Origin of the sequence: Burkholderia sp. 28_3 (assembly GCF_003253915.1) — a bacterium.
GTDB lineage: Bacteria > Pseudomonadota > Gammaproteobacteria > Burkholderiales > Burkholderiaceae > Burkholderia > Burkholderia cenocepacia.
In genome coordinates this window covers 546,685-569,922 of the sequence record NZ_QKZF01000002.1, presented here as the reverse complement: position 1 = coordinate 569,922, position 23,238 = coordinate 546,685, and the positions used below count along the sequence as shown (strand labels likewise).

Below are 23,238 nucleotides of genomic sequence, written 5' to 3'. Positions count from 1 at the left end.
ATGTTAGGCAGCCGGTTGCGCCTTTTGCGCTTCCTTCACGAGACGCTGGACGGTCGGCGACAGTTGCGCGCCAACGCCTTGCCAGTACGTCAGGCGATCCTGAGCGATACGCAGCGATTCGCCCTTCGTGGCGACCGGGTTGTAGAAGCCGACGCGCTCGATGAAGCGGCCGTCACGACGGTTGCGCGAATCGGTAGCAACGATGTTGTAGAACGGGCGCTTCTTCGAGCCGCCACGAGCCAGACGGATGATAACCATATGATGTCCTTCGGGAAAACCGGGTTCGAAACTACTGAAACACGCGATTATAGCCGGAAACCAGAGGTACAACAAACACTTACGCGTAAAAATCCGCGGACGGCCCGTCCGCTGGGCCTACAATCGTCGTGTCCAGGACGCTCCCGACCGTCATGTTGCCCCTTCGCGCCGCCCTCGTGCGCCGCGCACGGCGCCCATTCGCGGCGCTGCTTGCCGGCCTTGCCTGCTCCGTGTCCGCGCCGGCGTTTACCGCGCCGCTGCCGGTGAACGAACTCGTCGTGCCGCCCGGCTTCCACGTGGACGTGCTGACCGACGCCGTACCGGCCGCGCGCGAAATGGCGTGGTCGCCGCGCGGCATCCTGTATGTCGGCACACGAGACGGCCGGGTCCACGCGTTCGTCATGCACGAGGGCCGGATCAGCGCGCGCTACGTCGTCGCGTCCGGGCTCGACATGCCCGTCGGCGTCGCCTACCGCGACGGCGCTCTCTATATATCCGCCGTGTCGCGCATCGTGCGCATCGACCATATCGACGACCGGCTCGCCAGACCGCCCGCCCCTGTCGTGGTGACCGACGCGCTGCCGACCGACCACCATCACGGCTGGAAATTCATCGCGTTCGGCCCCGACGGCAAGCTGTACGTGCCGACCGGCGCACCGTGCAACGCCTGCCTCGCCGATCGCAACCGCTACGCGATCATCGCGCGAATGAACGCCGACGGCAGCGGACGCGAAGTGGTCGCCCGCGGCATACGCAATACGGTCGGCTTTGCATGGCACCCCGATTCGGGCGAGCTGTGGTTCACCGACAACGGGCGCGACATGATGGGCGACGACGTACCCGACGACAAGCTGAACCGCGCGCCCCGCGCCGGCCTCGACTTCGGCTTTCCCTACTGCCACGGCGGCGATACACCCGACCCCGAATTCGGCAGCGCCGAGGTTTGCCGCCGTTACGTGCCGCCCGTCCTGAAACTCGGCGCGCACGTCGCGGCGCTCGGGATGCGCTTCTATACCGGGCCGATGTTTCCGGCGTCGTATCGCAATAATGTCTTCATTGCCGAACACGGCTCGTGGAACCGCAGCACGAAGGTCGGCTACCGCGTGATGCGCGTGGTCGTCTCGGCGGACGGCAGCCATGCACGCCAGACGCCGTTCATTACCGGCTGGCTGCGACCCGACGGCACGGTATGGGGACGCCCGGCCGATGTACTGCCGCTGCCGGACGGCTCGCTGCTCGTCAGCGACGATTACGCAGGCGCGATCTATCGCGTGACCTATGCGGCACCTTGACGCAGGCGAGGGGTGACCGGGCCCGACCGGGCATCGTAGAATGCGTGCCGGGCCGCGCGCCCGCGCCGGCCTGCCGGCCCCGCCCATGCCAACGACAAGACGCCGCCATCCATGTCCAGCAGCACCGCATCGCCCCGCCGCTTCCGCTCCAAGACGCTCACCGCCGCCCTCGCGTTCCTGCTCGGATCGCTCGGCGCGCACCGCTTCTATCTGTACGGCTTTCGCGACGTGTACGGCTGGGCCCACCTGCTCGCGACGATCGTCGGCATCCCGGGCTTCCTCCTGCTCGCGGCTACCCAGCGCAGCGCCGGCCTCGGCTGGTGGCTCGCGGTCCCCGGCGCAATCTCGCTGCTGGCGGCGTTCCTCGCCGCACTCGTCTACGGGCTGCGTCCCGACGAAAAATGGGATGCGCAATTCAACGCGGACACCGGCAAGCACAGCAAGTCGGGCTGGACCGTGATCTTCGTCGTGATCTTCTCGCTGCTGATCGGCGCGTTCCTGTTGATGACCGCGCTCGCGCTGTCGTTCCAGACTTACTTCGAATCGCAGGTCGAAGCAGCCAAGCAGATTTCGCAGTAAGCACCACCGATACGGTCGATACGGCACACCGGCAACCGTATCGCTCGTCCATCAGAACAGGCTCAACTGCATGTCGTCGCGCGGCTTCGCGCCGGCTGAGCGAACCGCAACACGCGGCGCCGGCACCGCAGCGGCCGGCGCCCCGCTGAACCGCGACAGATCGAGAATGCCGTTCGTGCGCTCGTTCAACCCGAGCCGCTTGACCGCCTGACGGAAGCGCTGCCGCAACAGGTCGGCCCAGATCCCCTCGCCCTTCATCCGTTTCGAGAAATCCGAGTCGTAATCCTTGCCGCCGCGCATGTCGCGCACGCGGTTCATCACGCGCTCCGCACGATCGGGAAAATGCGCGGCAAGCCAGCTCTTGAACAGCGGCGCGACCTCCCACGGCAACCTCAGGATGATGTAGCTCGCATGCGTCGCACCGGCTTCCGCGCACGCCTCCAGCACGCGCTCCATGTCCGGCTCGGTCACGAACGGAATCACCGGCGCGATGCTCACGCCGACCGGCACGCCCGCATCGCGCAGCGCGCGGATCGTGCGCAACCGCCGCGCCGGCGTGGCCGCGCGCGGCTCGAGCGTGCGCGCGAGTTCGGCATCGAGCGTCGTGATCGTGACCGCCGCCATCACCTGCCCGCGTTCGGCCATCGGCGCAAGCAGGTCGAGATCGCGCTCGATCAGCGACGATTTCGTGATCGCCGCGAACGGCAGGCCGCGATCGTGCATCACCTGGATCACGCTGCGCGTGATGCGCAGGTCGCGCTCGACCGGCTGGTATGCGTCGGTGTTGACGCCGAGCGCGATCGGCTCCGGCACGTAGCGCTTGCGGGAAATCTCGCGTTCGAGCAGCTCGGCCGCGTTCACCTTCGCGTAGATGCGGCTTTCGAAATCGAGCCCCGGCGACAGCCCGAGATAGCTGTGCGTCGGCCGCGCGAAACAGTAGATACAACCGTGCTCGCAACCGCGATACGGATTGAGCGACACGCTGAACGGAATATCGGGCGACTGGTTGTGCGTCAGGATGCTCTTCGCCCGCTCCTCGAATACCTGCGTGCGCAGCGGCGCGGGGAAATCGGCATCGTCGGACTCGTGCGTCCAGCCGTCGTCCACCGCTTCGCGCTGCGCGAGTTCATACCGCCCCTGCAGGTTGTCGACCGCACCGCGCCCCTTGCGGGGCACGGGCGGCGCTATCGGAAATTCGTTGTCGGACCGATCGTCCATGTGCCCACCCATTCGCCTGCGCCCAATACTGTACATTTATACAGTATTGGGCGCAGCATGCCAAGGGCGGGATAAAGGGCCCGACAACGGGCCGCCGGCACGTCATTCGCCGACGGCGATCGTCAGCGTTTCCTTGATTTCTTCCATCACGACGTAGCTCTTCGACTGCACGGCGCCGGGCAACTGCAGCAGGATGTCGCCGAGCAGCTTGCGGTAGTCGGCCATCTCGCCGATCCGCGCCTTGATCAGATAGTCGAAATCGCCGGAGACGAGATGGCATTCGAGCACCTCATCGATCTTCATCACTTCCCGGCGGAATTGCTCGAACATGTTGCCGCCCTTGTGGCCGAGCGTGATCTCGACGAACACCAGCAGCGCGGCGCCCAGCTGGCCCGGGTCGACCCGCGCGTGATAACCGGTGATCACGCCGTCGCGCTCCATGCGCCGCACACGCTCGATACACGGCGTGACGGTCAGGCCGACCTGTTCCGCAAGGTCTTTCATCGCCATCCGGCCGTCGTCCTGGAGCAGTTTCAGGATGCGTCGGTCGAGCTTGTCGAGCGAGCGTACGGGCTGACGTTGCGTTCTCATTTGTTTATGCTGAAAACCGAAAAAATACGATAACAAAAACTGCACATTCGACAATACCATAGCTCAAAAAACTAGATCAGCTAGAGGTTACACGGAGCCGCAGGGTGCGCCCGGCCTCAATCTGGTCCCTTCCATCTGGAGCAGCTATGCGAGTCGTCATTCTGGGCAGCGGTGTGGTGGGCGTGGCAAGCGCGTATTACCTCGCGCGCGCCGGCCATGAAGTCACTGTGATCGACCGGGAAGCCGGCCCGGCGCTGGAGACGAGCTTCGCGAACGCAGGCCAGATCTCGCCCGGCTATGCCGCGCCGTGGGCCGCGCCCGGCGTGCCGCTGAAGGCGGTCAAGTGGATGTTCGAAAAGCACGCGCCGCTCGCGATCCGCCTCGACGGCACGCGCTTCCAGCTCCAGTGGATGTATCAGATGCTGCGCAACTGCACGGCCGAGCGCTATGCAGTCAACAAGGGCCGCATGGTCCGTCTCGCCGAATACAGCCGCGACTGCCTGCAGGCGCTGCGTGCCGATACCGGTATCCAGTACGAAGGCCGCACGGGCGGCACGCTGCAACTGTTCCGCACGCAGCAGCAGCTCGACGGCGCGGCGAAGGACATCGCCGTGCTGCAGGAAGCGAACGTGCCGTTCGAACTGCTGTCGCCGGCCGAACTGAAAAAGGCCGAACCGGCGCTCGCCGCCGTCTCGCACAAGCTGACGGGCGGCCTGCGCCTGCCGGGCGACGAAACGGGCGATTGCCAGCTGTTCACGACGCGCCTCGCCGCGCTCGCCGAATCGCTTGGCGTCAAGTTCCGCTACAACACGCCGATCGATGCGCTCGCGATCGCGGGCGGCAAGATCGCCGGCGTGCAGTGCGGCAGCGAGACGGTACGCGCGGACGCGTACGTCGTCGCGCTCGGCTCGTACTCGACGAGCTTCATCTCGAACCTGATGAAGATTCCGGTCTATCCGCTCAAGGGTTATTCGATCACCGCGCCGATCGTCAACGAAGCCGCCGCGCCCGTGTCGACCGTGCTCGACGAGACCTACAAGATCGCGATCACGCGCTTCGACCAGCGCATCCGCGTCGGCGGCATGGCGGAAATCGTCGGCTTCGACAAGAAGCTGCGCGCGGCACGCCGCGAAACGCTGGAGATGTGCGTGAACGACCTGTTCCCGGGCGGCGGCGACACGTCGAAGGCGACGTTCTGGACGGGCCTGCGCCCGATGACGCCGGACGGCACGCCGATCGTCGGCCGCACGCCGGTGTCGAACCTGTTCCTGAACACCGGCCACGGCACGCTCGGCTGGACGATGTCGTGCGGCTCGGGCCAACTGCTCGCGGACCTGATCTCGGGCAAGATGCCCGCGATCCAGGCCGACGACCTGTCGGTGCATCGTTACCTGAAGGACGTGCCCGGCCAGACGCGCCCGGCATACGCGTAAGTCGGAACGGCCCGCGGCGATGCGGGCCCGTTGCATCAGCGAGAAAGGCGCCCGAGGGCGCCTTTCTCTTTTGGGCGACTGCGAGCGTGCGAGCGCCGCTCGGCACGAGACGATCGCGGATCGTCCAGGCGCACGCCGCTCGCGCCTCTTCCGCGATGACACAACAAAAAGGGGCGCTCGTCGCGCCCCTCTTCTCGTGTGCTTACCGCTGAAGCATCACACCGCGTCAGCCGAGCTCGGTCACGAGTTCCGGCACGAGCGCGAACAGATCGCCGACGAGGCCGTAATCGGCCACGCTGAAGATCGGTGCTTCGGGATCCTTGTTGATCGCGACGATCACCTTCGAATCCTTCATGCCGGCCAGGTGCTGGATCGCACCCGAAATGCCGACCGCGATGTACAGCTGCGGCGCGACGATCTTGCCGGTCTGGCCGACCTGGTAGTCGTTCGGCACGTAGCCGGCGTCGACTGCCGCGCGCGATGCGCCGAGCGCTGCCGACAGCTTGTCGGCCAGCGGCTCCAGCACCTTCGTGTAGTTCTCGCCGCTGCCCAGGCCGCGGCCGCCCGACACGATGATGCTCGCCGACGTCAGTTCCGGACGGTCCAGCTTCGTCACTTCGCGGCTCACGAACTGCGACTTGCCGGCGTCGGCCGCCGCTTCGATCTTGTCGACCGCCGCGCTGCCGCCTTCCGCCGCCACCGGATCGAAGCCCGTTGCACGCACCGTGATGACCTTGATCGGGTCGCTCGACTGCACCGTCGCGATCGCGTTACCCGCGTAGATCGGGCGCTCGAACGTGTCGGCCGAATCGACTGCCGTGATGTCCGAGATCTGCGCGACGTCCAGCTTCGCCGCGATACGCGGCGCGATGTTCTTGCCGTAGGCCGTCGCCGGCGCGAGGATGTGCGAGTAGTCCTTCGCGATGTTCAGCGCGGTCGCCTCGACGTTTTCCGCCAGGCCTTCGGCCAGTTGCGGCGCGTCGGCCAGCAGCACCTTCGACACGCCTGCGATCTTCGCTGCAGCGTCTGCCGCCGCTTGCGCGTTGTGGCCCGCGACCAGCACGTGGATGTCGCCACCGATCTTCGCTGCCGCCGCCACCGTGTTCAGCGTCGCGGCCTTGATCGACGCGTTGTCGTGTTCTGCAATCACCAGAATCGTCATTTCTTTCCGCTCCCTCTTACAGCACCTTGGCTTCGGTCTTCAGCTTCTCGACCAGCGTCTTCACGTCCGGCACCTTCACGCCGGCTGCGCGCTTCGGCGGCTCGACCACCTTCAGCGTCTTCAGACGCGGCGCGACGTCCACACCGAGGTCTTCCGGCTTCACGGTTTCCAGCGGCTTCTTCTTCGCCTTCATGATGTTCGGCAGCGTCACGTAGCGCGGCTCGTTCAGGCGCAGGTCGGTCGTGACGACCGCCGGCAGCGTCAGCGACAGCGTTTCCGCGCCGCCGTCGACTTCGCGCGCCACCGTCGCCTTGCCGTCGGCCACCGTCACCTTCGACGCGAACGTCGCTTGCGGCAGGCCTGCCAGCGCGGCGAGCATCTGGCCCGTCTGGTTCGAATCGTCGTCGATCGCCTGCTTGCCGAGGATCACGAGCTGCGGCTGTTCCTTGTCGACCAGCGCCTTCAGGATCTTCGCGACGGCCAGCGGCTCGACGCTGTCGTTCGACTCGACGAGGATCGCGCGATCCGCGCCGATCGCCAGCGCCGTGCGCAGCGTTTCCTGCGCTTGCGTGACGCCCACCGACACCGCGATCACTTCGGTCGCGACACCCGCTTCCTTCAGGCGCACGGCTTCTTCAACGGCGATTTCGTCGAACGGGTTCATCGACATCTTCACGTTCGCGATGTCGACGCCCGTGTTGTCCGACTTCACGCGGACCTTCACGTTGTAATCGACCACTCTTTTCACTGGCACCAGGATTTTCATGCACACGCTCCAAAGTTACGAATACGACCAGAGGCCATTTTATAGTGAGGCCTCATGACTGCGCGGCCAGGCGGACCCAACCATGATGGTTGTCGAGGATACCGCTTCTTGGCGACGCGCCAATGATAGCGAACGGTCGTTCTATTTTAAAAGAGAAAAAACCCGGACGCAAAGCCCGGGTTTTCGATCATCGACTCTAATCCCGCCGGGCATCCCGTGCTTCGCCCGTTACCAGGCGGCGATGACCGCGCCGCCGAACTTGCCTTCGATGAACTGCTTCACGTCGGCCGAGTGATACGCCGCAATCAGCTTCGCGACCCACGGCTTGTTCCGGTCCGTCTCGCGAATCGCGAGGATGTTCGCGTACGGACCGTTCGGGCCCTCGATCGCGATCGCGTCCTGTTTCGGCTTCAACCCCGCTTCCATCGCGTAGTTGGTGTTGATCGCGGCCGCGTCGACGTCGCCGAGCGAGCGCGGGATCTGCGCCGCGTCGAGCTCGACGATCTTCAGCTTGCGCGGATTGTCGACGATATCGAGCGGCGTCGCTTTCAGCCCCGCATCCGCGCGCAGCTTCAGCAGCCCCTGCTTCTGCAGCAACAGCAGCGCGCGACCGCCGTTGGTCGGATCGTTCGGAACGGCGACGCGCGCGCCCGGCTTCAGCTCGGCCAGCGACTTCACGCGCTTCGAATAGATGCCCATCGGGAACGTGACGGTATCCGCGACCTTGATCAGCTTGTAGCCGCGATCCTTCACCTGCGCCTGCAGATACGGATCGTGCTGGTAGCTGTTCGCGTCGAGGTCGCCCGACGCGAGCGCGGCGTTCGGCTGCACGTAGTCGGAGAATTCGACGATGCGGATCTCCAGGCCGCCCTTCGCCGCGACCTGCTTCACCACTTCCATGATCTGCGCGTGCGGGCCGCCCGTCACGCCCACCTTGATGGTTTCGGCCCGGGCGTACGCGCCCGCGAACAGTGCGGCCGCGCCCAGCGCCGCGGCAAATTTCAGCATGAAGCGTCGTTGCATCGTGTCTCCCCTATCGGATCGGTCTGTCTTATTTGTGGCTCAGCCGGCGCACCAGCCAGTCGCCGAACGATTGCACGATCTGCACGAACACGATCAGGATCGCGACGACCGTCCACATCACTTCCGGCAAATAGCGCTGGTAACCGTAGCGGATGCCGAGATCGCCGAGGCCGCCGCCGCCGATCGCACCCGCCATCGCCGAATAGCCGACCAGCGACACGAACGTGATCGTCAGGCCCGCGACGACGCCCGGCAGCGATTCGGGCAACAGCACCTTGAATACGATCTGCGACGTGGTCGCGCCCATCGATTGCGCGGCCTCGATCAGCCCGCGGTCGACTTCACGCAGCGCCGTTTCGACGAGACGCGCGATGAACGGCGCGGCCGCGAGCGTCAGCGGCACGACCGCCGCGGCCGTGCCGATCGACGAACCGGTGACGAGCCGCGTGAACGGAATCACCGCGACCAGCAGGATGATGAACGGCGTCGAGCGGACGGCGTTCACGATGCCGCCGAGCACGCGATTCACCGCGAGGTTCTGCAGCACGCCCTGGCGATCGGTCAGGTAGAGCAGCACGCCGAGCGGCAGGCCGACGAGCGCGCCGACCGCTCCGGAGATGCCGACCATGATCAGCGTCTCCCAGAAGGACTGCACGAACATATCGAACATCTCACTCAACATACGAAAGCTCCTCTACCACCACGCCTTGCTCGCGCAGGAACGCGAGCGCCTGTCCGACCTTGCCCGGCTCGCCGCCCGCGAGCACCGCGAGCGAACCGAATGCCTGCCCCTGGATCTCGTCGATCTGGCCATGCAGGATGTTGAAATCGAGTTCGTACCGGCGGATCGTCTCCGACAGGATCGGCTGGTCGACCCCCGAGCCCGTGAAGGCGAGCCGCAGCAGATGGCCGCTGCCCGTCTTCAGCCGCTCGGCCACGCGCGCCTTCAGCGCGGGCGGCAGCTCCTGCGCGATCACGTCGCCGATCAGCGCGCGCGTCACTTCGTGATGCGGCTGCAGGAACACGTCGATCACGCGACCTTCCTCGACCACGCGTCCCGCATCGAGCACCGCGACGCGATCGCAGACCTGCTTGATCACTTCCATCTGGTGCGTGATCAGCACGATCGTCAGGCCGAGCTCGCGGTTGATGCGCTTCAGCAGGTCGAGGATCGAACGCGTGGTTTCGGGATCGAGCGCGGACGTCGCTTCATCCGACAGCAGTACCTTCGGCTGGCTCGCCAGCGCGCGGGCGATGCCGACGCGCTGCTTCTGGCCGCCGCTGATCTGCGACGGATAGCGATCCTTCTGCGCGGACAGCCCGACCAGATCGAGCAGCGGCAGCACGGCGGCTTCGATGTCGGCACGGCTCGCACCGGCCAGTTCGAGCGGCAGCGCGACGTTGTCGAACACCGTGCGCGACGACAGCAGGTTGAAGTGCTGGAAGATCATGCCGATCTCGCGGCGTGCCTCGCGCAGCGCACCGGCCGACAGCAGCATCAGGTCGCGCCCGCCGACGACGACATTGCCTTCGGTCGGCCGCGTGAGCAGGTTGATGGTGCGCACGAGCGTGCTCTTGCCGGCGCCGCTTCGGCCGATGATGCCGAACACCTCGCCTTGCGGGATCGTCAGGTTGACGTTGCGCAGCGCATCGACCCAGCCGCCCGGGCCGGGGAAACGCTGCGAGAGATTGCGTAATTCGATCATGTAAACAAAACGGCGGCCGGCCGGCGAGTTGGCCCGCCAGTCGGCCGCCGATGCATCTGGAATAACCGGCGATTTTACCGCAAACCCCTCATTCCCCTTAATAATCGATTTCGATCTTTTCATAACCGGACGAAATTAGAGGGGCGCCGCTGGGCCCGCGCGGGAAGGCCGCGTCTATGATCCGGAACACCGACCAACGAACAGGGGACACGCCAGATGAGTATCACCACCACGCCGGCCGCCGCACCCGCCGCCACCGGATCGGCACCCGCGCCGCGCATGGGCCGGCTGCGTACCGCGGACGGGCTCGAACTGGCGTCGTACCGCTGGCCGGCCGGCGACGGCACCGCGCCGCCGCGCGCGACGATCGCGCTGGTGCATGGCCTCGCGGAACACGCGGGCCGCTATGCCGCGCTCGCCGGCCGGCTGAATGCAGCCGGCATCGACGTGCTGGCGATCGATCTGCGCGGGCATGGCCAATCGCCCGGCAAACGCGTGTGGGTCGAGCGCTTCGACGGCTACCTGAACGATGCGGATGCGCTGGTCGCCGAAGCCGCGCGTGGCGATGCGCCGCTGTTCCTGATGGGACACAGCATGGGTGGCGCGGTCGCGGCGCTCTATGCGATCGAACGCGCACCGGCCCGTGGCCATGGGCTGACAGGCCTCGTGCTGTCGAGTCCGGCGCTCGCGCCGGGGCGCGACGTGCCGCGCTGGATGCTTGCGGTCAGCCGCGTCATCAGCCGGGTGTGGCCCACGTTCCCCGCGATCAGGATCGATGCGGCGCTGCTGTCGCGCGATCCGGCCGTCGTCGCCGCCAATCGCGCCGATCCGCTCGTGCATCACGGCGCGGTGCCCGCCCGCACCGGCGCGGAGATTCTCGACGCGATGGCGCGCATCGAGAATGGCCGCGGCGCGCTGCGGGTACCGGTGCTCGTCTATCACGGCACCGAGGACAAGCTGACCGAACCCGACGGCAGTCGCGCGTTCGGCGCGCGCGTCGGCTCGCCCGACCGTACGCTGACGCTGTACGAAGGCGGTTTCCACGAAACGATGAACGATCTCGAACGCGATCGCGTGATCGACGCGCTGATCGCGTGGATTCATGCGCGCGTGCCGGCGCACTGAACGCGCCGGCCCGCCGGTCAAGCGGAAATCAGATCCCGGCCAGCACGCGCAGGTGCGCGACCACGCTGCGCCCGAGCGCGGACAGGTTGTAGCCGCCTTCGAGGCAACTGACGATGCGGCCCTGCGCATGCCGGCGCGCCACGTCGACGATCTGCGCGGTCAGCCATTCGAAGTCGGCCTCGACGAGGCCGAGATTGCCGATGTCGTCCTCGCGATGCGCATCGAAGCCGGCCGACACGAACAGCATCTGCGGCTTGAACGCGTCGAGACGCGGCAGCCAGAACATGTCGACCGCTTCGCGGATCGCCATCCCGTTGCTGCGTGCAGGCATCGGCAGGTTGACCATGTTCGGCGCCTGATGATCGACGCCCGAGAACGGATACAGCGGATGCTGGAAGAAGCTGCACATCAGCACGCGCTCGTCGTTCGCGAACGCCGCCTCGGTGCCGTTGCCGTGATGCACGTCGAAATCGATGATCGCGACACGCTCGATGCCGTGTACGTCGAGCGCATGCCGCGCGGCGATCGCGACGTTGTTGAAGAAGCAGAAGCCCATCGCGCGCGCCGGCTCCGCATGGTGACCGGGCGGACGGACGCCGCAGAACGCATTCGCATAGCGGCCTTCGATCACCGCGTCGGTCGCCGCGATCGCCGCGCCGGCCGCGCGCAGTGCCGCGCGCCACGTGTCGCGATTCATCAGCGTATCGGGATCGATCTCGACGTAACCGTCGACCGGCGTCATGCTGCGGATGTAGTCGATGTGCGCCTGCGTATGCACGCGGCCCAGCGCGACCTCGCTCGCGAATGGCGCGGTTTCGTGCACGATCAGGTCGTCGATGCGGCTCGCAATCAGTTGATCCTGGATCGCCGACAGGCGGGCCGGACATTCCGGATGCCATTCCCCCATCTCGTGCAGCATGCAGTCGGGGTGCGTGTAGAAAGCGGTTGCCATAAGCTGTCATCCGCGGCGCACGATGCGCCGCAGGTCTCCCTCAATGATGTCCATCGTCTGCCGCGAATTCGCCGCTAACTTACCACAACGGGGGCCAGCTTCGTCCCGGCGCGCCGGATGCGTCGGGTATACTGCGCCGAACACCATCGCCCTGTCCGCCCGCTTCGACATGAATTCCAGCAAGCCTGCCGCCCTTCTCTCCGCGCTGTTCCGTGTTCGCGCTCCGCTCGTCGTCGCTGCCATCGCCGCGGCCCTCGGCACCGCGCCTGCCATGGCGCAGACGCAGCCTGCGAAGTCCGCCGGCACGCTCGTCGCCCAGGCCCAGCCGCAGCAGCCGACACCGCAAGGTCAGACCTTCGAAGAGGAAATCGTTCCACAGCGTTACGCGAGCAACGCGAAGGTCGACGCGTTCATCGACGAGATGGTGAGTCGCAACGGCTTCGATTCGGCGAGCCTGCATGCGCTGTTCTCGCGCGTCAGCTACTCGGCGACGGCCGTCAAGCTCGTGAGGCCGGCCCCGTCGCCGACGGTCAAGAACTGGCGCGTGTATCGCTCGCGCTTCATCGAGCCGATCCGCATCAACGCGGGCGTGAAGTTCTGGAAGGCGAACCAGGCGACGCTGCAGCGCGCATCCGAGCAGTTCGGCGTGCCGCCCGAGGTGATCGTCGGCATCATCGGCGTCGAGACCATCTACGGCCGCTACATGGGCAATTTCCGCGTGCTCGACGCGCTGACGACGCTCACGTTCGACTACCCGGACACGCCGAATCGCGACAGCCGCCAGGCAACCTTCCGCAAGAACCTCGAAGACTTCCTGGTCTGGACCCGCGACAACCAGCTCGACCCGACCACCGTGCTCGGCTCGTACACCGGCGCGATCGGGATTCCGCAGTTCCTGCCGAGCAGCATCCGCGAATATGCGGTCGACTTCGACGGCACGGGCCATGTCGATCTGCGCAGCAGTCCTGTCGATGCGATCGGCAGTGTCGCGAACTACCTGAAGCAGCACGGCTGGGAAACCGACCGCCCGGTGGTCTGGCAGATCACGCCCGACACGGGCAGCCTGGGCATCGCACAGGCCGCCGCCGACGGCCAGCCCGAACCGCACTGGGCGCTGTCGCAACTGCTGCGCGCGGGCATGACGCTGAACGAGCCGACGGTCAACATCACGACCGAAGCCGGCACGCCGGTGACCGTGGTCGACCTGCCGACGCCGGGGCGCGCGACCGAATACATGCTCGGCCTGAAGAACTTCTATGTGCTGACGCGCTACAACCGCAGCTTCTTCTACGCGCTCACCGTGTACCAGCTCGGCGAGGCCGTGAAAGCGCAGATGGAAGCGAGCGGCGCGCTGCAGCCCGCCGCTGGCGAGGCTCAGTCGCAATAAGCGCCGGCCAGCCAAAGAAAAAGCGCCGCACGAGCGGCGCTTTTTTTATCGCGGCGCGAATCGCGCCTCTCTCTCGCTCAAGCCGGAAACACGCCCGTGGACAGGTAACGGTCGCCGCGATCGCAGACGATGAACACGATCGTCGCATTCTCGACCTGACGCGCGATGCGCATCGCGACTTCGCATGCGCCGCCCGATGAAATCCCCGCGAAGATGCCTTCGACCGCCGCGAGCCGGCGCGCCATCGTTTCCGCCGCGGCCTGGCTCACGTTTTCGACGCGATCGACGCGGCTGCGATCGAAGATGGTCGGCATGTAGGCTTCCGGCCACTTGCGAATGCCCGGAATACGCGAGCCGTCTTCCGGCTGCGCACCGACGATCTCGATCGCCGCATTCTGCTCCTTCAGGTAGCGCGACGTGCCCATGATCGTGCCCGTCGTGCCCATGGCGGACACGAAGTGCGTGACGCGTCCTTCGGTATCGCGCCAGATCTCCGGCCCCGTTGCTTCGTAGTGCGCGATCGGATTGTCGGGGTTGCCGAACTGGTCGAGGATCACGCCCTTGCCTTCGCGCTGCATCTGCTCCGCGAGGTCGCGCGCCAGTTCCATCCCGCCCTTCACCGGCGTCAGGATGATTTCAGCACCATAAGCCGCCATGCTCTGGCGGCGCTCGACCGACAGATCCTCCGGCATGATCAGCACCATCTTGTAGCCGCGGATTGCTGCGGCCATCGCGAGCGCGATGCCTGTGTTGCCGCTCGTCGCCTCGATCAGCGTATCGCCCGGCTTGATGCGCCCGCGCGCTTCGGCCTTGCTGATCATCGACAGCGCCGGGCGATCCTTCACGGAACCGGCCGGATTGTTGCCCTCGAGCTTCGCGAGCACCACGTTGTTGCGAGCGCGAATCTCGTCGTCCGGCAGGCGGACCAGTTGCACGAGCGGCGTATTGCCGATCGTGTCTTCGATAGTTTTGTAAGCCATGGGTATACCGTGAGTACGAGGCCGATCAATCGATCGATTGTAAACCAGCACCGGCACGCGCGCCGGCAACCCCATTGCGCCGATGGAATACGCGTGCCGCGGTTCGTGATCGCGCCGCACGCCGCACCACGCAAAAAACCCGCGGCATGCCGCGGGAAGCCGTCGCAACGACGGCGACTGAAGGAGCGCTTTGTCGGTTGCGTGACGCGTTATTTCTGCGCGGTGCGGGCCGGTGCTGCAGCAGGCTTCGCTGCCGCCGGCTTGCCCGCGGCGGCCGGCGTCGTACCGGTGCCGGCCGCCGCACCGATCGTCAAGCCTTCCTGCTGAAGCCGCTCGACGGTGTGCCCGCCCATGCCCTTCACACGCTTGGCGAGATCGTCCGCATTCCTGAACGGACCGCGTGCGCCGCGCTCGTCGAGAATCGCCTTCGCGCGTGCCGGGCCGATGCCCTTGATGCCGACGAGCGCATCCTCGTTCGCGGTGTTGACGTCGACGGCCGCCCAGGCCGACGCTACTGCGCCGAGCATGACCGCTGCGGCAAACCATTTCCTGAACATGTGCTGGATCTCCGAAGAAAACGGCCGGCGGCTGCCGACCGTGAGACCCAGTCTATCGATGCAACGCGCCGGTTTAAACCTGGCCGGATAGCCAACGCACGTAACGATCGACGCCTTCCTGCACGGTCAGGAACGGTGCGTCGTAGCCAGCCGCGCGCAGTTTCGTCTGGTCGGCCTGTGTGAAGCACTGGTACTTGCCGCGCAGCGCATCGGGGAACGGCACGTACTCGATCAACCCTTGCTCGACCTGCTGCGCGAGCGTCAGCGGCGGCTGGTTGTCGAGCGCGCGCAACGTGTTCACGACCGTCGAAGCGATATCGTTGAACGGCTGCGCCCGGCCCGTGCCGAGATTGAAGATGCCCGACTTCTCCGGATGGTCGAAGAAGAACAGATTCACCTTGGTCACGTCCTCGACCGACACGAAATCGCGCGTCTGCTCGCCCGGCGCATAACCGTTGTATTCGCCGAACAGCTTCACCTTGCCTTCCGCGCGGAACTGGTTGAAGTTGTGGAACGCGACCGACGCCATGCGGCCCTTGTGCGTCTCGCGCGGGCCGTACACGTTGAAATAGCGGAAGCCCGCGATCTGGCTCTTCGCGCTCGGCAGCACGCGACGGATCACCTGGTCGAACAGGAACTTCGAATAGCCGTACACGTTCAGCGGCGCCTCGACGTCGCGCTCCTCGACGAAACGCGTCGAGCCGCCGTAGATCGCGGCCGACGATGCATACAGGAACTGCGTGCCCTGCGCGAGGCAGGTATCGAGCACCGCGCGGCTGTAGCGGAAGTTGTTGTCCATCATGTAGCGGCCGTCGGTTTCCATCGTGTCCGAACAGGCGCCTTCATGAAATACCGCGCGTACCTTGCCGAAATCGCCGCGCGCAAAGCGCTCGACGAATTCGGTCTTGTCGAGATAGTCGTCGATCTCGCAATCGACGAGATTGCGAAACTTGTCTGCGCGGGTCAGGTTGTCGACCGCGATGATGCGCGTCTCGCCGCGCTCGTTGAGCGCCTTGACGATGTTCGCGCCGATAAAACCGGCTGCGCCGGTGACGATGAGGGTCATGATCGTCCTGCCTGAAAAGTGCGAGCCCACTCGGGCGACGCGCTCGTCGCGCCGCCGAATGCGCTCAGTGAAACAGTTCGTCGTAATCCACCGTGGCCGTGCCGAGCTTGCCGACCACGATGCCTGCCGCGCGATTCGCGAGCACCACCGCGTCGACGAGCGGCACCCCGGCGCCGAGCATCGTCGCGACCGTCGCGATCACGGTGTCGCCCGCGCCCGACACGTCGAACACTTCGCGCGCGAGCGCCGGCGCATGCAGTTCGCCACCTGCGGAAAAGAGCGTCATGCCCTCTTCCGAACGGGTGAGCAACAGTGCGTCGATGTCGAGCTCCGCACGCAGATTCGCGACGCGCGCGCGCAGGTCGTCTTCCGATTTCCACTGCCCGACCACCTCGCGCAGTTCCGCGCGATTCGGCGTGATCAGCGATGCGCCGCGATAGCGTGCCCAGTCGTCGCCCTTCGGGTCGACCAGCACCGCCTTGCCCGCCGCACGCGCCTTCTCGATCATCGTCGTGACGTGCGTGAGGCCGCCTTTGGCGTAATCCGACATGAGCACGACGTCGTGCTGCGGCAGCAGCACATCGAAGCGCGCGAGCCCCGCAAGCAATACCTCGTGCGTCGGCATCGCCTCGAAGTCGACGCGCAGCAGTTGCTGCTGGCGCGCGAGCACGCGCAGCTTGATCGTGGTCGGCAGCGCCGGATCGCGCTCGAGATGCGGCGTCACGCCGCTGCTGCCGAGCAACTCGACGATCCGCTCGCCGGGTTCGTCGCAACCGACGACGCACAGCAGCCCGGCCTGGCCGCCGAGCGTCACGGCATTGCGCGCGACGTTGGCCGCACCGCCGAGCCGCTCCTCCTGACGCTGCACGTGCACGACCGGCACCGGCGCCTCAGGCGAAATGCGGTCGACGTTGCCGAACCAGTAACGGTCGAGCATCACGTCGCCGACGACGAGCACACGCGAGCGCGCGAGTTGCTCGCGCGGCACCGGAACGACTTCGCGAAGAGTATTCATCGTAGGTTCAGCCACGGGAGGACAACTGGGGATCGACATACGGCCGGCCGATCGCGTAGTAGTCGATGCCCAGCTCGGCCATCGCATCCGGCTCGTACAGGTTGCGCCCGTCGAAGATCACCGGTGCCTTCAGCTCCGCCTTCAGGCGCGTGAAATCGGGGCTGCGGAATTCCTTCCATTCGGTCACGATCACGAGTGCATCCGCACCGGTGACCGCGACGTCCTGCGTATCGACGAGATGCAGCCGCGCCAGTGCGTCCGCATCGTCGCCGAAATCCAGCGCGAACACGCGGCGCGCTTCGTCGACTGCGACCGGATCATAGGCACGCACGGTCGCGCCGCGTTCGAGCAGCGCGGCGATCAGGCGACGGCTCGGCGCTTCGCGCATGTCGTCGGTGTTCGGCTTGAACGCGAGGCCCCAGACCGCGAATTCGCGGCCCGTCAGGTCGGCGCCGAAGCGCTGCTCGATCTTGCCGATCAGCACGTCCTTCTGCGCATGGTTGGCGGCCTCGACGGCCTCCAGGATACGCAGCGGCTGGCCGTTCTCGCCCGCGGTGCGGATCAGCGCCTGCACGTCCTTCGGGAAGCACGAGCCGCCGTAGCCGACGCCGGCATACAGGAAGTGATAGCCGATGCGCGGATCGGAGCCGATCCCGCGGCGCACGGCCTCGATGTCGGCGCCGACCTTGTCGGCGAGATTCGACATTTCGTTCATGAACGAGATGCGCGTCGCGAGCATCGCGTTCGCCGCATACTTCGCGAATTCCGCCGAACGCACGTCCATGTAGATCGTGCGCTCGTGGTTGCGGTTGAACGGCGCGTAGAGCTTCTTCATCTTCTCGCGCGCGATCGTGCCGGTTTCGTCGTCGTCGACGCCGATGATGATCCGGTCGGGGCGCATGAAGTCCTCGACCGCGGCGCCTTCCTTCAGGAACTCCGGGTTCGACACGACCGAGAAGCGGTGCGCGACGCTGCCCGCGAGCCCGCGTGCCGCAAGCGCTTCGTCGACCACGCCGCGCACGCGCTGCGCGGTGCCGACCGGCACCGTCGACTTGTCGACGATCACCTTGAAGCTCGTCATGTGGCGACCGATGTTGCGCGCGGCCTCGAGCACGTATTGCAGGTCGGCCGAGCCGTCCTCGTCGGGCGGCGTGCCGACCGCGATGAACTGGATCTCGCCATGCGCGACGCTCGCCTCGATGTCGGTCGAGAAGCGCAGGCGCCCCGCCGTGCGGTTGCGCGCGATGATGTCCAGCAGCCCCGGTTCGTGAATCGGCATCCCGCCGTTGTTCAGGATGTCGATCTTGCGCGGATCGACGTCGAGACAGAAGACGTCGTGACCGATCTCCGCGAGGCAGGCGCCCGTGACGAGACCGACATAGCCGGTGCCGATGATGGTGATTTTCATAGATGTTCCGGTACTTCCCGGTAATGGACTAACTTGGCCGCCGGGACGAGCCTGGCGGCAACCGCAGCGCGTTGGCTCCGCGTGCCGGGATCAGCCCGGCATCGCAGGTTCGACGCGGCGCGGCGCATAGGTTTCCCAGCCGCTGCATCCGGGGCACTGCCAGTAGAAGAGCCGTGCCCGGAAACCGCAATTCTGGCACGTATACCGTGGCAGATTTTTCGTGCGCTGCTTGATCAGCGCACGCATCATTTCAAGTTCCTTACGACGCGGTTCGTCGGCCGCCGCGATCTGCGCATCGAGCAGATGCAGCATCCCCGACAGGTTCGGCGACTTTTCCATTTGCGTGCGCGCGAGCGTGTGGGCCGCATCCTGGCCGCGCAATCCGGCGATATGCTGATAGGCGATGTCGAGCAGGTCGTTCGACGGATATCGATCGACGTACCCCATCAGCAATTCCGCGCCCTCGACGTTCTTGCCGAGCGCGACGTACGCCTTCATCAGCTTGTCCGCGACGAGCGGCAGATACGCCGGATTCTGCGCTTCGACGCGCTTCCAGTGCTCGATTGCGGCCGCGTGATCGCCCGCCGCCTCGGCCGCGTCGCCGGACAGGACCGTCGCCCGGACGTTCTGCGGATTCACCGTCAGCGCGAGGCGCAACTGTTCGGCCGCCGCGGCGGCGTTCTTGCGCTGCAGCGCGTCCTGCGCGAGTTCGCAGTGGAACTGCGCAATTTCGGTGCCGAGCGGCTTGTCGCTCATCGATTCGATGCGCCTCGCGGTATCGATCGACTTGTTCCAGTCCTTCTCGATCTCGTAGATCGTCAGCAGCGCCCGCTGTGCGCCAAGCGCGTAGTCGCCGTCGGCGAGCTTGTGGAACGCCTCTTCGGCGCGATCGAGCAGGCCGGCTTTCAGGAAATCCTGGCCGAGCTCGTACAGCGCGTGGTCGCGCTCGTTGACCGGCAGATCGGTGCGGCTCAGCAGGTTCTGGTGCACGCGGATCGCGCGATCGGTCTCGCCGCGACGGCGAAACAGGTTGCCCAGCGCGAAGTGCAACTCGACCGTTTCGGGATCGAGCTTGGCCACCTCGATGAACGCATCGATCGCCTTGTCGGGTTGTTCGTTCAACAGAAAATTCAGGCCGCGAAAATACGAGCGCGGCAGGTTGGCACTCTCCGACAGGAGATTCTTCAGGTCATAGCGTGACGCCGCCCACCCGAGCGCGAACGCGACCGGAATCGCGAGCAACCACCAGAAATCCAGATCCATGCGAAATATCGAAGCAGAGACGAAAACCGCGCGATGATCGCGCGGCGTCCGTGTTAAATGACGGGCGGCATCGGCGGCTGGTCGATGACGGCAGGCGTTTCGCGCGCCGCACGCAGATCGCGCTTCAAACGCCCGTTCTCGATGCGCAGCCGGAAGATCGAAGGCAGCGCGGACAGCAGGCCGGCCAGCAGCCCCACGGCGAAGAATGCCAGGCCGATCAGGATCAGCGGCGCTTGCCATGCGTAGCCGGCAACGAAATTCAGCGTCGCGGTTTGTGTATTGGCCAGCGCAAGCACCAGCAGCAGGACGAACACCAATACCCGGATCAGCCAGACGATAAACTTCATGAAGCCCTCTCTTTGTTGAGGTTTGCCGCGGCGCGCGACTCCCCTTCGTCGCACCGAATCGACCCGTATTGTAAAGGAAGCGTTTCCGCGGCTGCGCAGATCCTGTGCGCCGCGTTGCGCGTCAGGTTGCCGGAAATGAAAAAAGCGCCCGCAAGGGGCGCTTTTCTTTTCAGCCTTCGCCGGACAGGTTCCGGGCAAACCGAACGACGCTCAACGCTCGTCGTCCGGATCGTCAGCCTTCAGCGGTTCACCGGCGCGGCCGTCGACGCGTTCACGCAATTCCTTGCCAGGCTTGAAGTGCGGCACGAACTTCTCGGGCACCTGCACTTTCTCCCCCGACTTCGGGTTGCGTCCGACGCGCGCCGGGCGACGATTGAGGCCAAAGCTGCCGAAACCCCGAATTTCAATGCGATGCCCTTTCGCCAGGGCGTCGGACATCGCATCGAGCATCGTTTTCACCGCGAAATCCGCGTCCTTGAGGACAAGTTGCGGAAATCGCGATGCCAGCTGCGCGACCAACTCGGATTTGGTCATACTTCAGCAGACCTCGTAAGGCTTACTGGTTCTGGCCGTCGAGCTTCGCCTTCAGCAGCGCGCCGAGGTTGGTCGTACCGGTCGCAGCAGCGCTGGAGTCCGACTGCAGGCCGCGGATCGCTTCCTGTTGTTCAGCCGAATCCTTCGCCTTGATCGACAGGTTGATGCCACGCGACTTGCGATCGATGTTGATCACCATCGCGTTGACCTTGTCGCCTTCCTTCAGCACGTTGCGTGCGTCTTCGACGCGATCCTGCGAGATTTCCGACGCACGCAGGTAGCCTTCGACGTCGCCCGTCAGCGTGACGACCGCACCCTTCGCATCGACCGTCTTCACGACGCCGTCGACGATCGAGCCCTTGTCGTTCATTGCAACGTAGTTGCTGAACGGGTCGCCTTCGAGCTGCTTGATGCCGAGCGAAATGCGCTCCTTCTCGACGTCGATACCGAGCACGATTGCTTCGACTTCGTCGCCCTTCTTGTACTTGCGAACGGCTTCTTCGCCGGCTTCGCTCCACGACAGGTCCGACAGGTGGACCAGGCCGTCGATGCCGCCCGGCAGACCGATGAACACGCCGAAGTCGGTGATCGACTTGATTGCGCCCGTGATCTTGTCGCCCTTCTTGAAGTTGCGGCTGAAGTCATCCCACGGATTCGGCTTGCACTGCTTCATGCCGAGGCTGATACGACGACGGTCTTCGTCGATCTCGAGGACCATGACTTCGACTTCGTCGCCCAGCTGGACAACCTTCGACGGCGCAACGTTCTTGTTGGTCCAGTCCATTTCCGACACGTGGACGAGGCCTTCGATGCCCGATTCCACTTCGACGAATGCGCCGTAGTCGGTGATGTTCGTGACCTTGCCGAACAGGCGCGTGCCCGACGGGTAACGGCGCGAGATGCCTTCCCACGGATCGTCGCCCAGTTGCTTGATGCCCAGCGAGACGCGGTTCTTCTCTTGGTCGAACTTGAGGATCTTCGCGGTGACTTCCTGGCCAACCGACAGGACTTCGCTCGGGTGACGCACACGACGCCATGCGATGTCGGTGATGTGCAGCAGGCCGTCGATGCCGCCGAGGTCGACGAACGCGCCGTAGTCGGTGATGTTCTTGACCACGCCGTTGACGATCGCGCCTTCCTTCAGCGTCTCGAGCAGCTTCGCGCGCTCTTCGCCCTGGGTTGCTTCGATCACTGCACGACGCGACAGCACGACGTTGTTACGCTTGCGATCGAGCTTGATCACGCGGAACTCGAGCGTCTTGCCTTCGTACGGGGTCGTGTCCTTGACCGGACGCGTGTCGACCAGCGAACCCGGCAGGAACGCGCGGATGCCGTTGACCATCACGGTCATGCCGCCCTTCACCTTGCCGGTGATCGTGCCGGTGACGAGCTCGTTGTTGTCGAGTGCCTTTTCCAGCGACAGCCACGATGCAAGGCGCTTCGCCTTGTCGCGCGACAGGATCGTGTCGCCGTAGCCGTTTTCGAGTGCGTCGATCGCGACGGACACGAAATCGCCCGACTGCACCTCAACCTCGCCCTGATCGTTCAGGAATTCCTCGATCGGAATGTAAGCCTCGGACTTCAGGCCTGCATTGACGACCACGAAGTTGTGGTCGACGCGCACGACTTCGGCGGAAATCACTTCGCCGGCGCGCATGTCTTGGCGGGTCAGCGACTCTTCGAACAGAGCCGCAAAGGATTCGGTATTCGGGTTGGAGGTTTGCAGGTCGGACATAAAAATCTGATTGTGCATGGCTCGCTGTGCCACGCCGGCCGGAATGGCAGGCTGAAAGGGCCAGATCGAGGACCACACGGGGTTAAGGGTTCGAAACACGCTCCGCGCTTGCGACGCGGAGCACCTACCGCTGCCCGCCTACTCAGGCGGGCTGGCCGAGCGCCCGGTACCACTGCAGCACCTGATCGACGGCTTCATCGATCGAAAGTGCCGACGTATCGAGCAGCTTGGCATCTGCCGCAGGCTTCAGCGGCGCGGCCGCGCGATTGCTGTCGCGCGCGTCACGTTCACGAAGATCCCGGAGCAAGTCATCTATATTAGCAGAAAAACCTTTTTGCATCAATTGCTTATGCCGCCTGGTCGCGCGCGCCTCGGCGCTGGCCGTCAGGAACACCTTCAGCACGGCGTCCGGGAAGATCACGGTGCCCATGTCGCGCCCGTCCGCCACGAGGCCCGGCGTCTTGCGGAACGCGCGCTGGCGCGCGACGAGCGCGGCGCGCACGGGGCCGTGCACGGCAATGGCCGACGCGCGGTTGCCGACCGCTTCGGCGCGAATGTCGTTCGACACGTCGACGCCGTCGAGTTGCGCGCACCCCTCACGGAACGTGATGTGCAGATCGTCGATCAGCTTCACGAGCGCGTCGATGTCCTCCGCCGCGATGCCGTAGCGCACGCTCGCGAGCGCCGCGAGCCGGTACAGCGCGCCGCTGTCGAGCAGGTGGAAGCCAAGGTGCGCGGCGACGAGCGCCGCGACGGTGCCCTTGCCGGAAGCGGTCGGGCCGTCGATCGTGATGACGGGAGTCGGGTGAAAGGGTCGGGTCGATTTCATCGGAACAGTCGG

Annotated in this window: 24 protein-coding genes; 5 read left to right on the top strand and 19 right to left on the bottom strand. The window is 65.4% G+C overall.

All coding sequences use genetic code 11. From position 1 onward, the window contains the following. Positions 1 to 3 precede the first annotated feature (3 nt). Entirely contained in the window at positions 4 to 258 is a 255-nt protein-coding gene (gene rpsP, locus DFS13_RS07395) for a 30S ribosomal protein S16 (protein WP_006476550.1), read from the bottom strand. 152 nt (positions 259 to 410) lie between these two features. Between rpsP and DFS13_RS07390 the strand changes: the two genes are divergently transcribed. Both DFS13_RS07390 and DFS13_RS07385 read left to right on the top strand, forming a co-directional pair. Further along, the gene (locus tag DFS13_RS07390) at positions 411 to 1,550 is read left to right on the top strand and encodes a sorbosone dehydrogenase family protein (RefSeq protein ID WP_111441529.1); all 1,140 of its coding nucleotides are present in this window, start codon (positions 411 to 413) and stop codon (positions 1,548 to 1,550) included. A 111-nt stretch (positions 1,551 to 1,661) separates the two neighbouring features. Further along, positions 1,662 to 2,129 carry an NINE protein gene (locus tag DFS13_RS07385; RefSeq protein ID WP_006486876.1) on the top strand — a complete coding sequence of 156 codons (468 nt, stop codon included), beginning with the start codon at positions 1,662 to 1,664 and terminating at the stop codon, positions 2,127 to 2,129. Positions 2,130 to 2,180: 51 nt separating this feature from the next. On the opposite strand, the gene DFS13_RS07380 is transcribed toward DFS13_RS07385, so the two are convergent. Together DFS13_RS07380 and DFS13_RS07375 are read right to left on the bottom strand one after the other, a co-directional pair. After that, positions 2,181 to 3,359, bottom strand: a complete 1,179-nt coding sequence (locus DFS13_RS07380) for a PA0069 family radical SAM protein (RefSeq protein WP_048984663.1) — start codon at positions 3,357 to 3,359, stop codon at positions 2,181 to 2,183. 90 nt (positions 3,360 to 3,449) lie between these two features. Next, on the bottom strand, positions 3,450 to 3,938 hold the full coding sequence (locus DFS13_RS07375) for an Lrp/AsnC ligand binding domain-containing protein (protein WP_012492860.1): 489 nt from the start codon (positions 3,936 to 3,938) through the stop codon (positions 3,450 to 3,452). Between the two features lie 146 nt (positions 3,939 to 4,084). Here DFS13_RS07375 and DFS13_RS07370 point away from each other — a divergent pair, with 146 nt between their 5' ends. Continuing rightward, positions 4,085 to 5,371 carry a D-amino acid dehydrogenase gene (locus DFS13_RS07370; protein ID WP_034200850.1) on the top strand — a complete coding sequence of 429 codons (1,287 nt, stop codon included), beginning with the start codon at positions 4,085 to 4,087 and terminating at the stop codon, positions 5,369 to 5,371. Positions 5,372 to 5,597: 226 nt separating this feature from the next. On the opposite strand, the gene DFS13_RS07365 is transcribed toward DFS13_RS07370, so the two are convergent. The 5 genes from DFS13_RS07365 to DFS13_RS07345 form a co-directional block, all read right to left on the bottom strand. Next, positions 5,598 to 6,533 carry an electron transfer flavoprotein subunit alpha/FixB family protein gene (locus tag DFS13_RS07365; protein ID WP_006486854.1) on the bottom strand — a complete coding sequence of 312 codons (936 nt, stop codon included), beginning with the start codon at positions 6,531 to 6,533 and terminating at the stop codon, positions 5,598 to 5,600. Between the two features lie 16 nt (positions 6,534 to 6,549). Continuing rightward, positions 6,550 to 7,299, bottom strand: coding sequence for an electron transfer flavoprotein subunit beta/FixA family protein (locus DFS13_RS07360; RefSeq protein WP_006496532.1), 750 nt, complete (start codon positions 7,297 to 7,299; stop codon positions 6,550 to 6,552). Between the two features lie 228 nt (positions 7,300 to 7,527). Further along, positions 7,528 to 8,322: a MetQ/NlpA family ABC transporter substrate-binding protein gene (locus DFS13_RS07355; RefSeq protein ID WP_080323314.1), complete on the bottom strand. Its 795-nt coding sequence runs from the start codon at positions 8,320 to 8,322 to the stop codon at positions 7,528 to 7,530. Between the two features lie 28 nt (positions 8,323 to 8,350). Continuing rightward, positions 8,351 to 9,004 carry a methionine ABC transporter permease gene (locus DFS13_RS07350; RefSeq protein WP_006486982.1) on the bottom strand — a complete coding sequence of 218 codons (654 nt, stop codon included), beginning with the start codon at positions 9,002 to 9,004 and terminating at the stop codon, positions 8,351 to 8,353. Continuing rightward, entirely contained in the window at positions 8,994 to 10,028 is a 1,035-nt protein-coding gene (locus tag DFS13_RS07345; RefSeq protein WP_043205428.1) for a methionine ABC transporter ATP-binding protein, read from the bottom strand. Before DFS13_RS07345 ends, DFS13_RS07350 begins: the two co-directional genes overlap by 11 nt. Positions 10,029 to 10,244: 216 nt before the next feature. Between DFS13_RS07345 and DFS13_RS07340 the strand changes: the two genes are divergently transcribed. Then, positions 10,245 to 11,153, top strand: a complete 909-nt coding sequence (locus DFS13_RS07340; RefSeq protein ID WP_006486872.1) for an alpha/beta hydrolase — start codon at positions 10,245 to 10,247, stop codon at positions 11,151 to 11,153. Positions 11,154 to 11,181: 28 nt separating this feature from the next. On the opposite strand, the gene DFS13_RS07335 is transcribed toward DFS13_RS07340, so the two are convergent. Next, positions 11,182 to 12,105: a histone deacetylase family protein gene (locus tag DFS13_RS07335; RefSeq protein WP_006486840.1), complete on the bottom strand. Its 924-nt coding sequence runs from the start codon at positions 12,103 to 12,105 to the stop codon at positions 11,182 to 11,184. 43 nt (positions 12,106 to 12,148) lie between these two features. On the opposite strand from DFS13_RS07335, the gene mltB reads away from it, so the two are divergent. Further along, positions 12,149 to 13,492, top strand: a complete 1,344-nt coding sequence (gene mltB / locus DFS13_RS07330) for a lytic murein transglycosylase B (protein WP_077021933.1) — start codon at positions 12,149 to 12,151, stop codon at positions 13,490 to 13,492. Between the two features lie 77 nt (positions 13,493 to 13,569). On the opposite strand, the gene cysM is transcribed toward mltB, so the two are convergent. The 10 genes from cysM to cmk all read right to left on the bottom strand — a co-directional run bounded on the left by cysM (position 13,570) and on the right by cmk (position 23,226). Next, positions 13,570 to 14,472 carry a cysteine synthase CysM gene (gene cysM, locus DFS13_RS07325; protein ID WP_012492863.1) on the bottom strand — a complete coding sequence of 301 codons (903 nt, stop codon included), beginning with the start codon at positions 14,470 to 14,472 and terminating at the stop codon, positions 13,570 to 13,572. 209 nt (positions 14,473 to 14,681) lie between these two features. After that, positions 14,682 to 15,029, bottom strand: a complete 348-nt coding sequence (locus DFS13_RS07320; RefSeq protein ID WP_060213632.1) for a helix-hairpin-helix domain-containing protein — start codon at positions 15,027 to 15,029, stop codon at positions 14,682 to 14,684. A gap of 73 nt (positions 15,030 to 15,102) precedes the next feature. Continuing rightward, positions 15,103 to 16,095 (bottom strand): ADP-glyceromanno-heptose 6-epimerase, encoded by a 993-nt coding sequence (gene rfaD / locus DFS13_RS07315; protein ID WP_006496538.1) that lies wholly within the window; start codon positions 16,093 to 16,095, stop codon positions 15,103 to 15,105. A 64-nt stretch (positions 16,096 to 16,159) separates the two neighbouring features. Next, positions 16,160 to 17,110 carry a D-glycero-beta-D-manno-heptose-7-phosphate kinase gene (rfaE1, locus tag DFS13_RS07310; protein ID WP_006486931.1) on the bottom strand — a complete coding sequence of 317 codons (951 nt, stop codon included), beginning with the start codon at positions 17,108 to 17,110 and terminating at the stop codon, positions 16,160 to 16,162. Positions 17,111 to 17,117: 7 nt separating this feature from the next. Further along, the gene (locus DFS13_RS07305; RefSeq protein WP_006486856.1) at positions 17,118 to 18,518 is read right to left on the bottom strand and encodes a UDP-glucose/GDP-mannose dehydrogenase family protein; all 1,401 of its coding nucleotides are present in this window, start codon (positions 18,516 to 18,518) and stop codon (positions 17,118 to 17,120) included. Between the two features lie 90 nt (positions 18,519 to 18,608). Next, positions 18,609 to 19,781, bottom strand: a complete 1,173-nt coding sequence (gene lapB / locus DFS13_RS07300; protein WP_006496539.1) for a lipopolysaccharide assembly protein LapB — start codon at positions 19,779 to 19,781, stop codon at positions 18,609 to 18,611. A gap of 53 nt (positions 19,782 to 19,834) precedes the next feature. After that, a complete protein-coding gene (locus tag DFS13_RS07295; protein ID WP_006486935.1) occupies positions 19,835 to 20,128 on the bottom strand; it encodes a lipopolysaccharide assembly protein LapA domain-containing protein in 294 nt (97 codons plus the stop codon). 210 nt (positions 20,129 to 20,338) lie between these two features. Then, a complete protein-coding gene (locus DFS13_RS07290; protein ID WP_006486894.1) occupies positions 20,339 to 20,662 on the bottom strand; it encodes an integration host factor subunit beta in 324 nt (107 codons plus the stop codon). Positions 20,663 to 20,684: 22 nt separating this feature from the next. Beyond that, positions 20,685 to 22,397 (bottom strand): 30S ribosomal protein S1, encoded by a 1,713-nt coding sequence (gene rpsA / locus DFS13_RS07285; protein WP_012492864.1) that lies wholly within the window; start codon positions 22,395 to 22,397, stop codon positions 20,685 to 20,687. A gap of 142 nt (positions 22,398 to 22,539) precedes the next feature. Beyond that, positions 22,540 to 23,226, bottom strand: a complete 687-nt coding sequence (gene cmk, locus DFS13_RS07280; protein WP_080323312.1) for a (d)CMP kinase — start codon at positions 23,224 to 23,226, stop codon at positions 22,540 to 22,542. Positions 23,227 to 23,238: the final 12 nt, after the last annotated feature.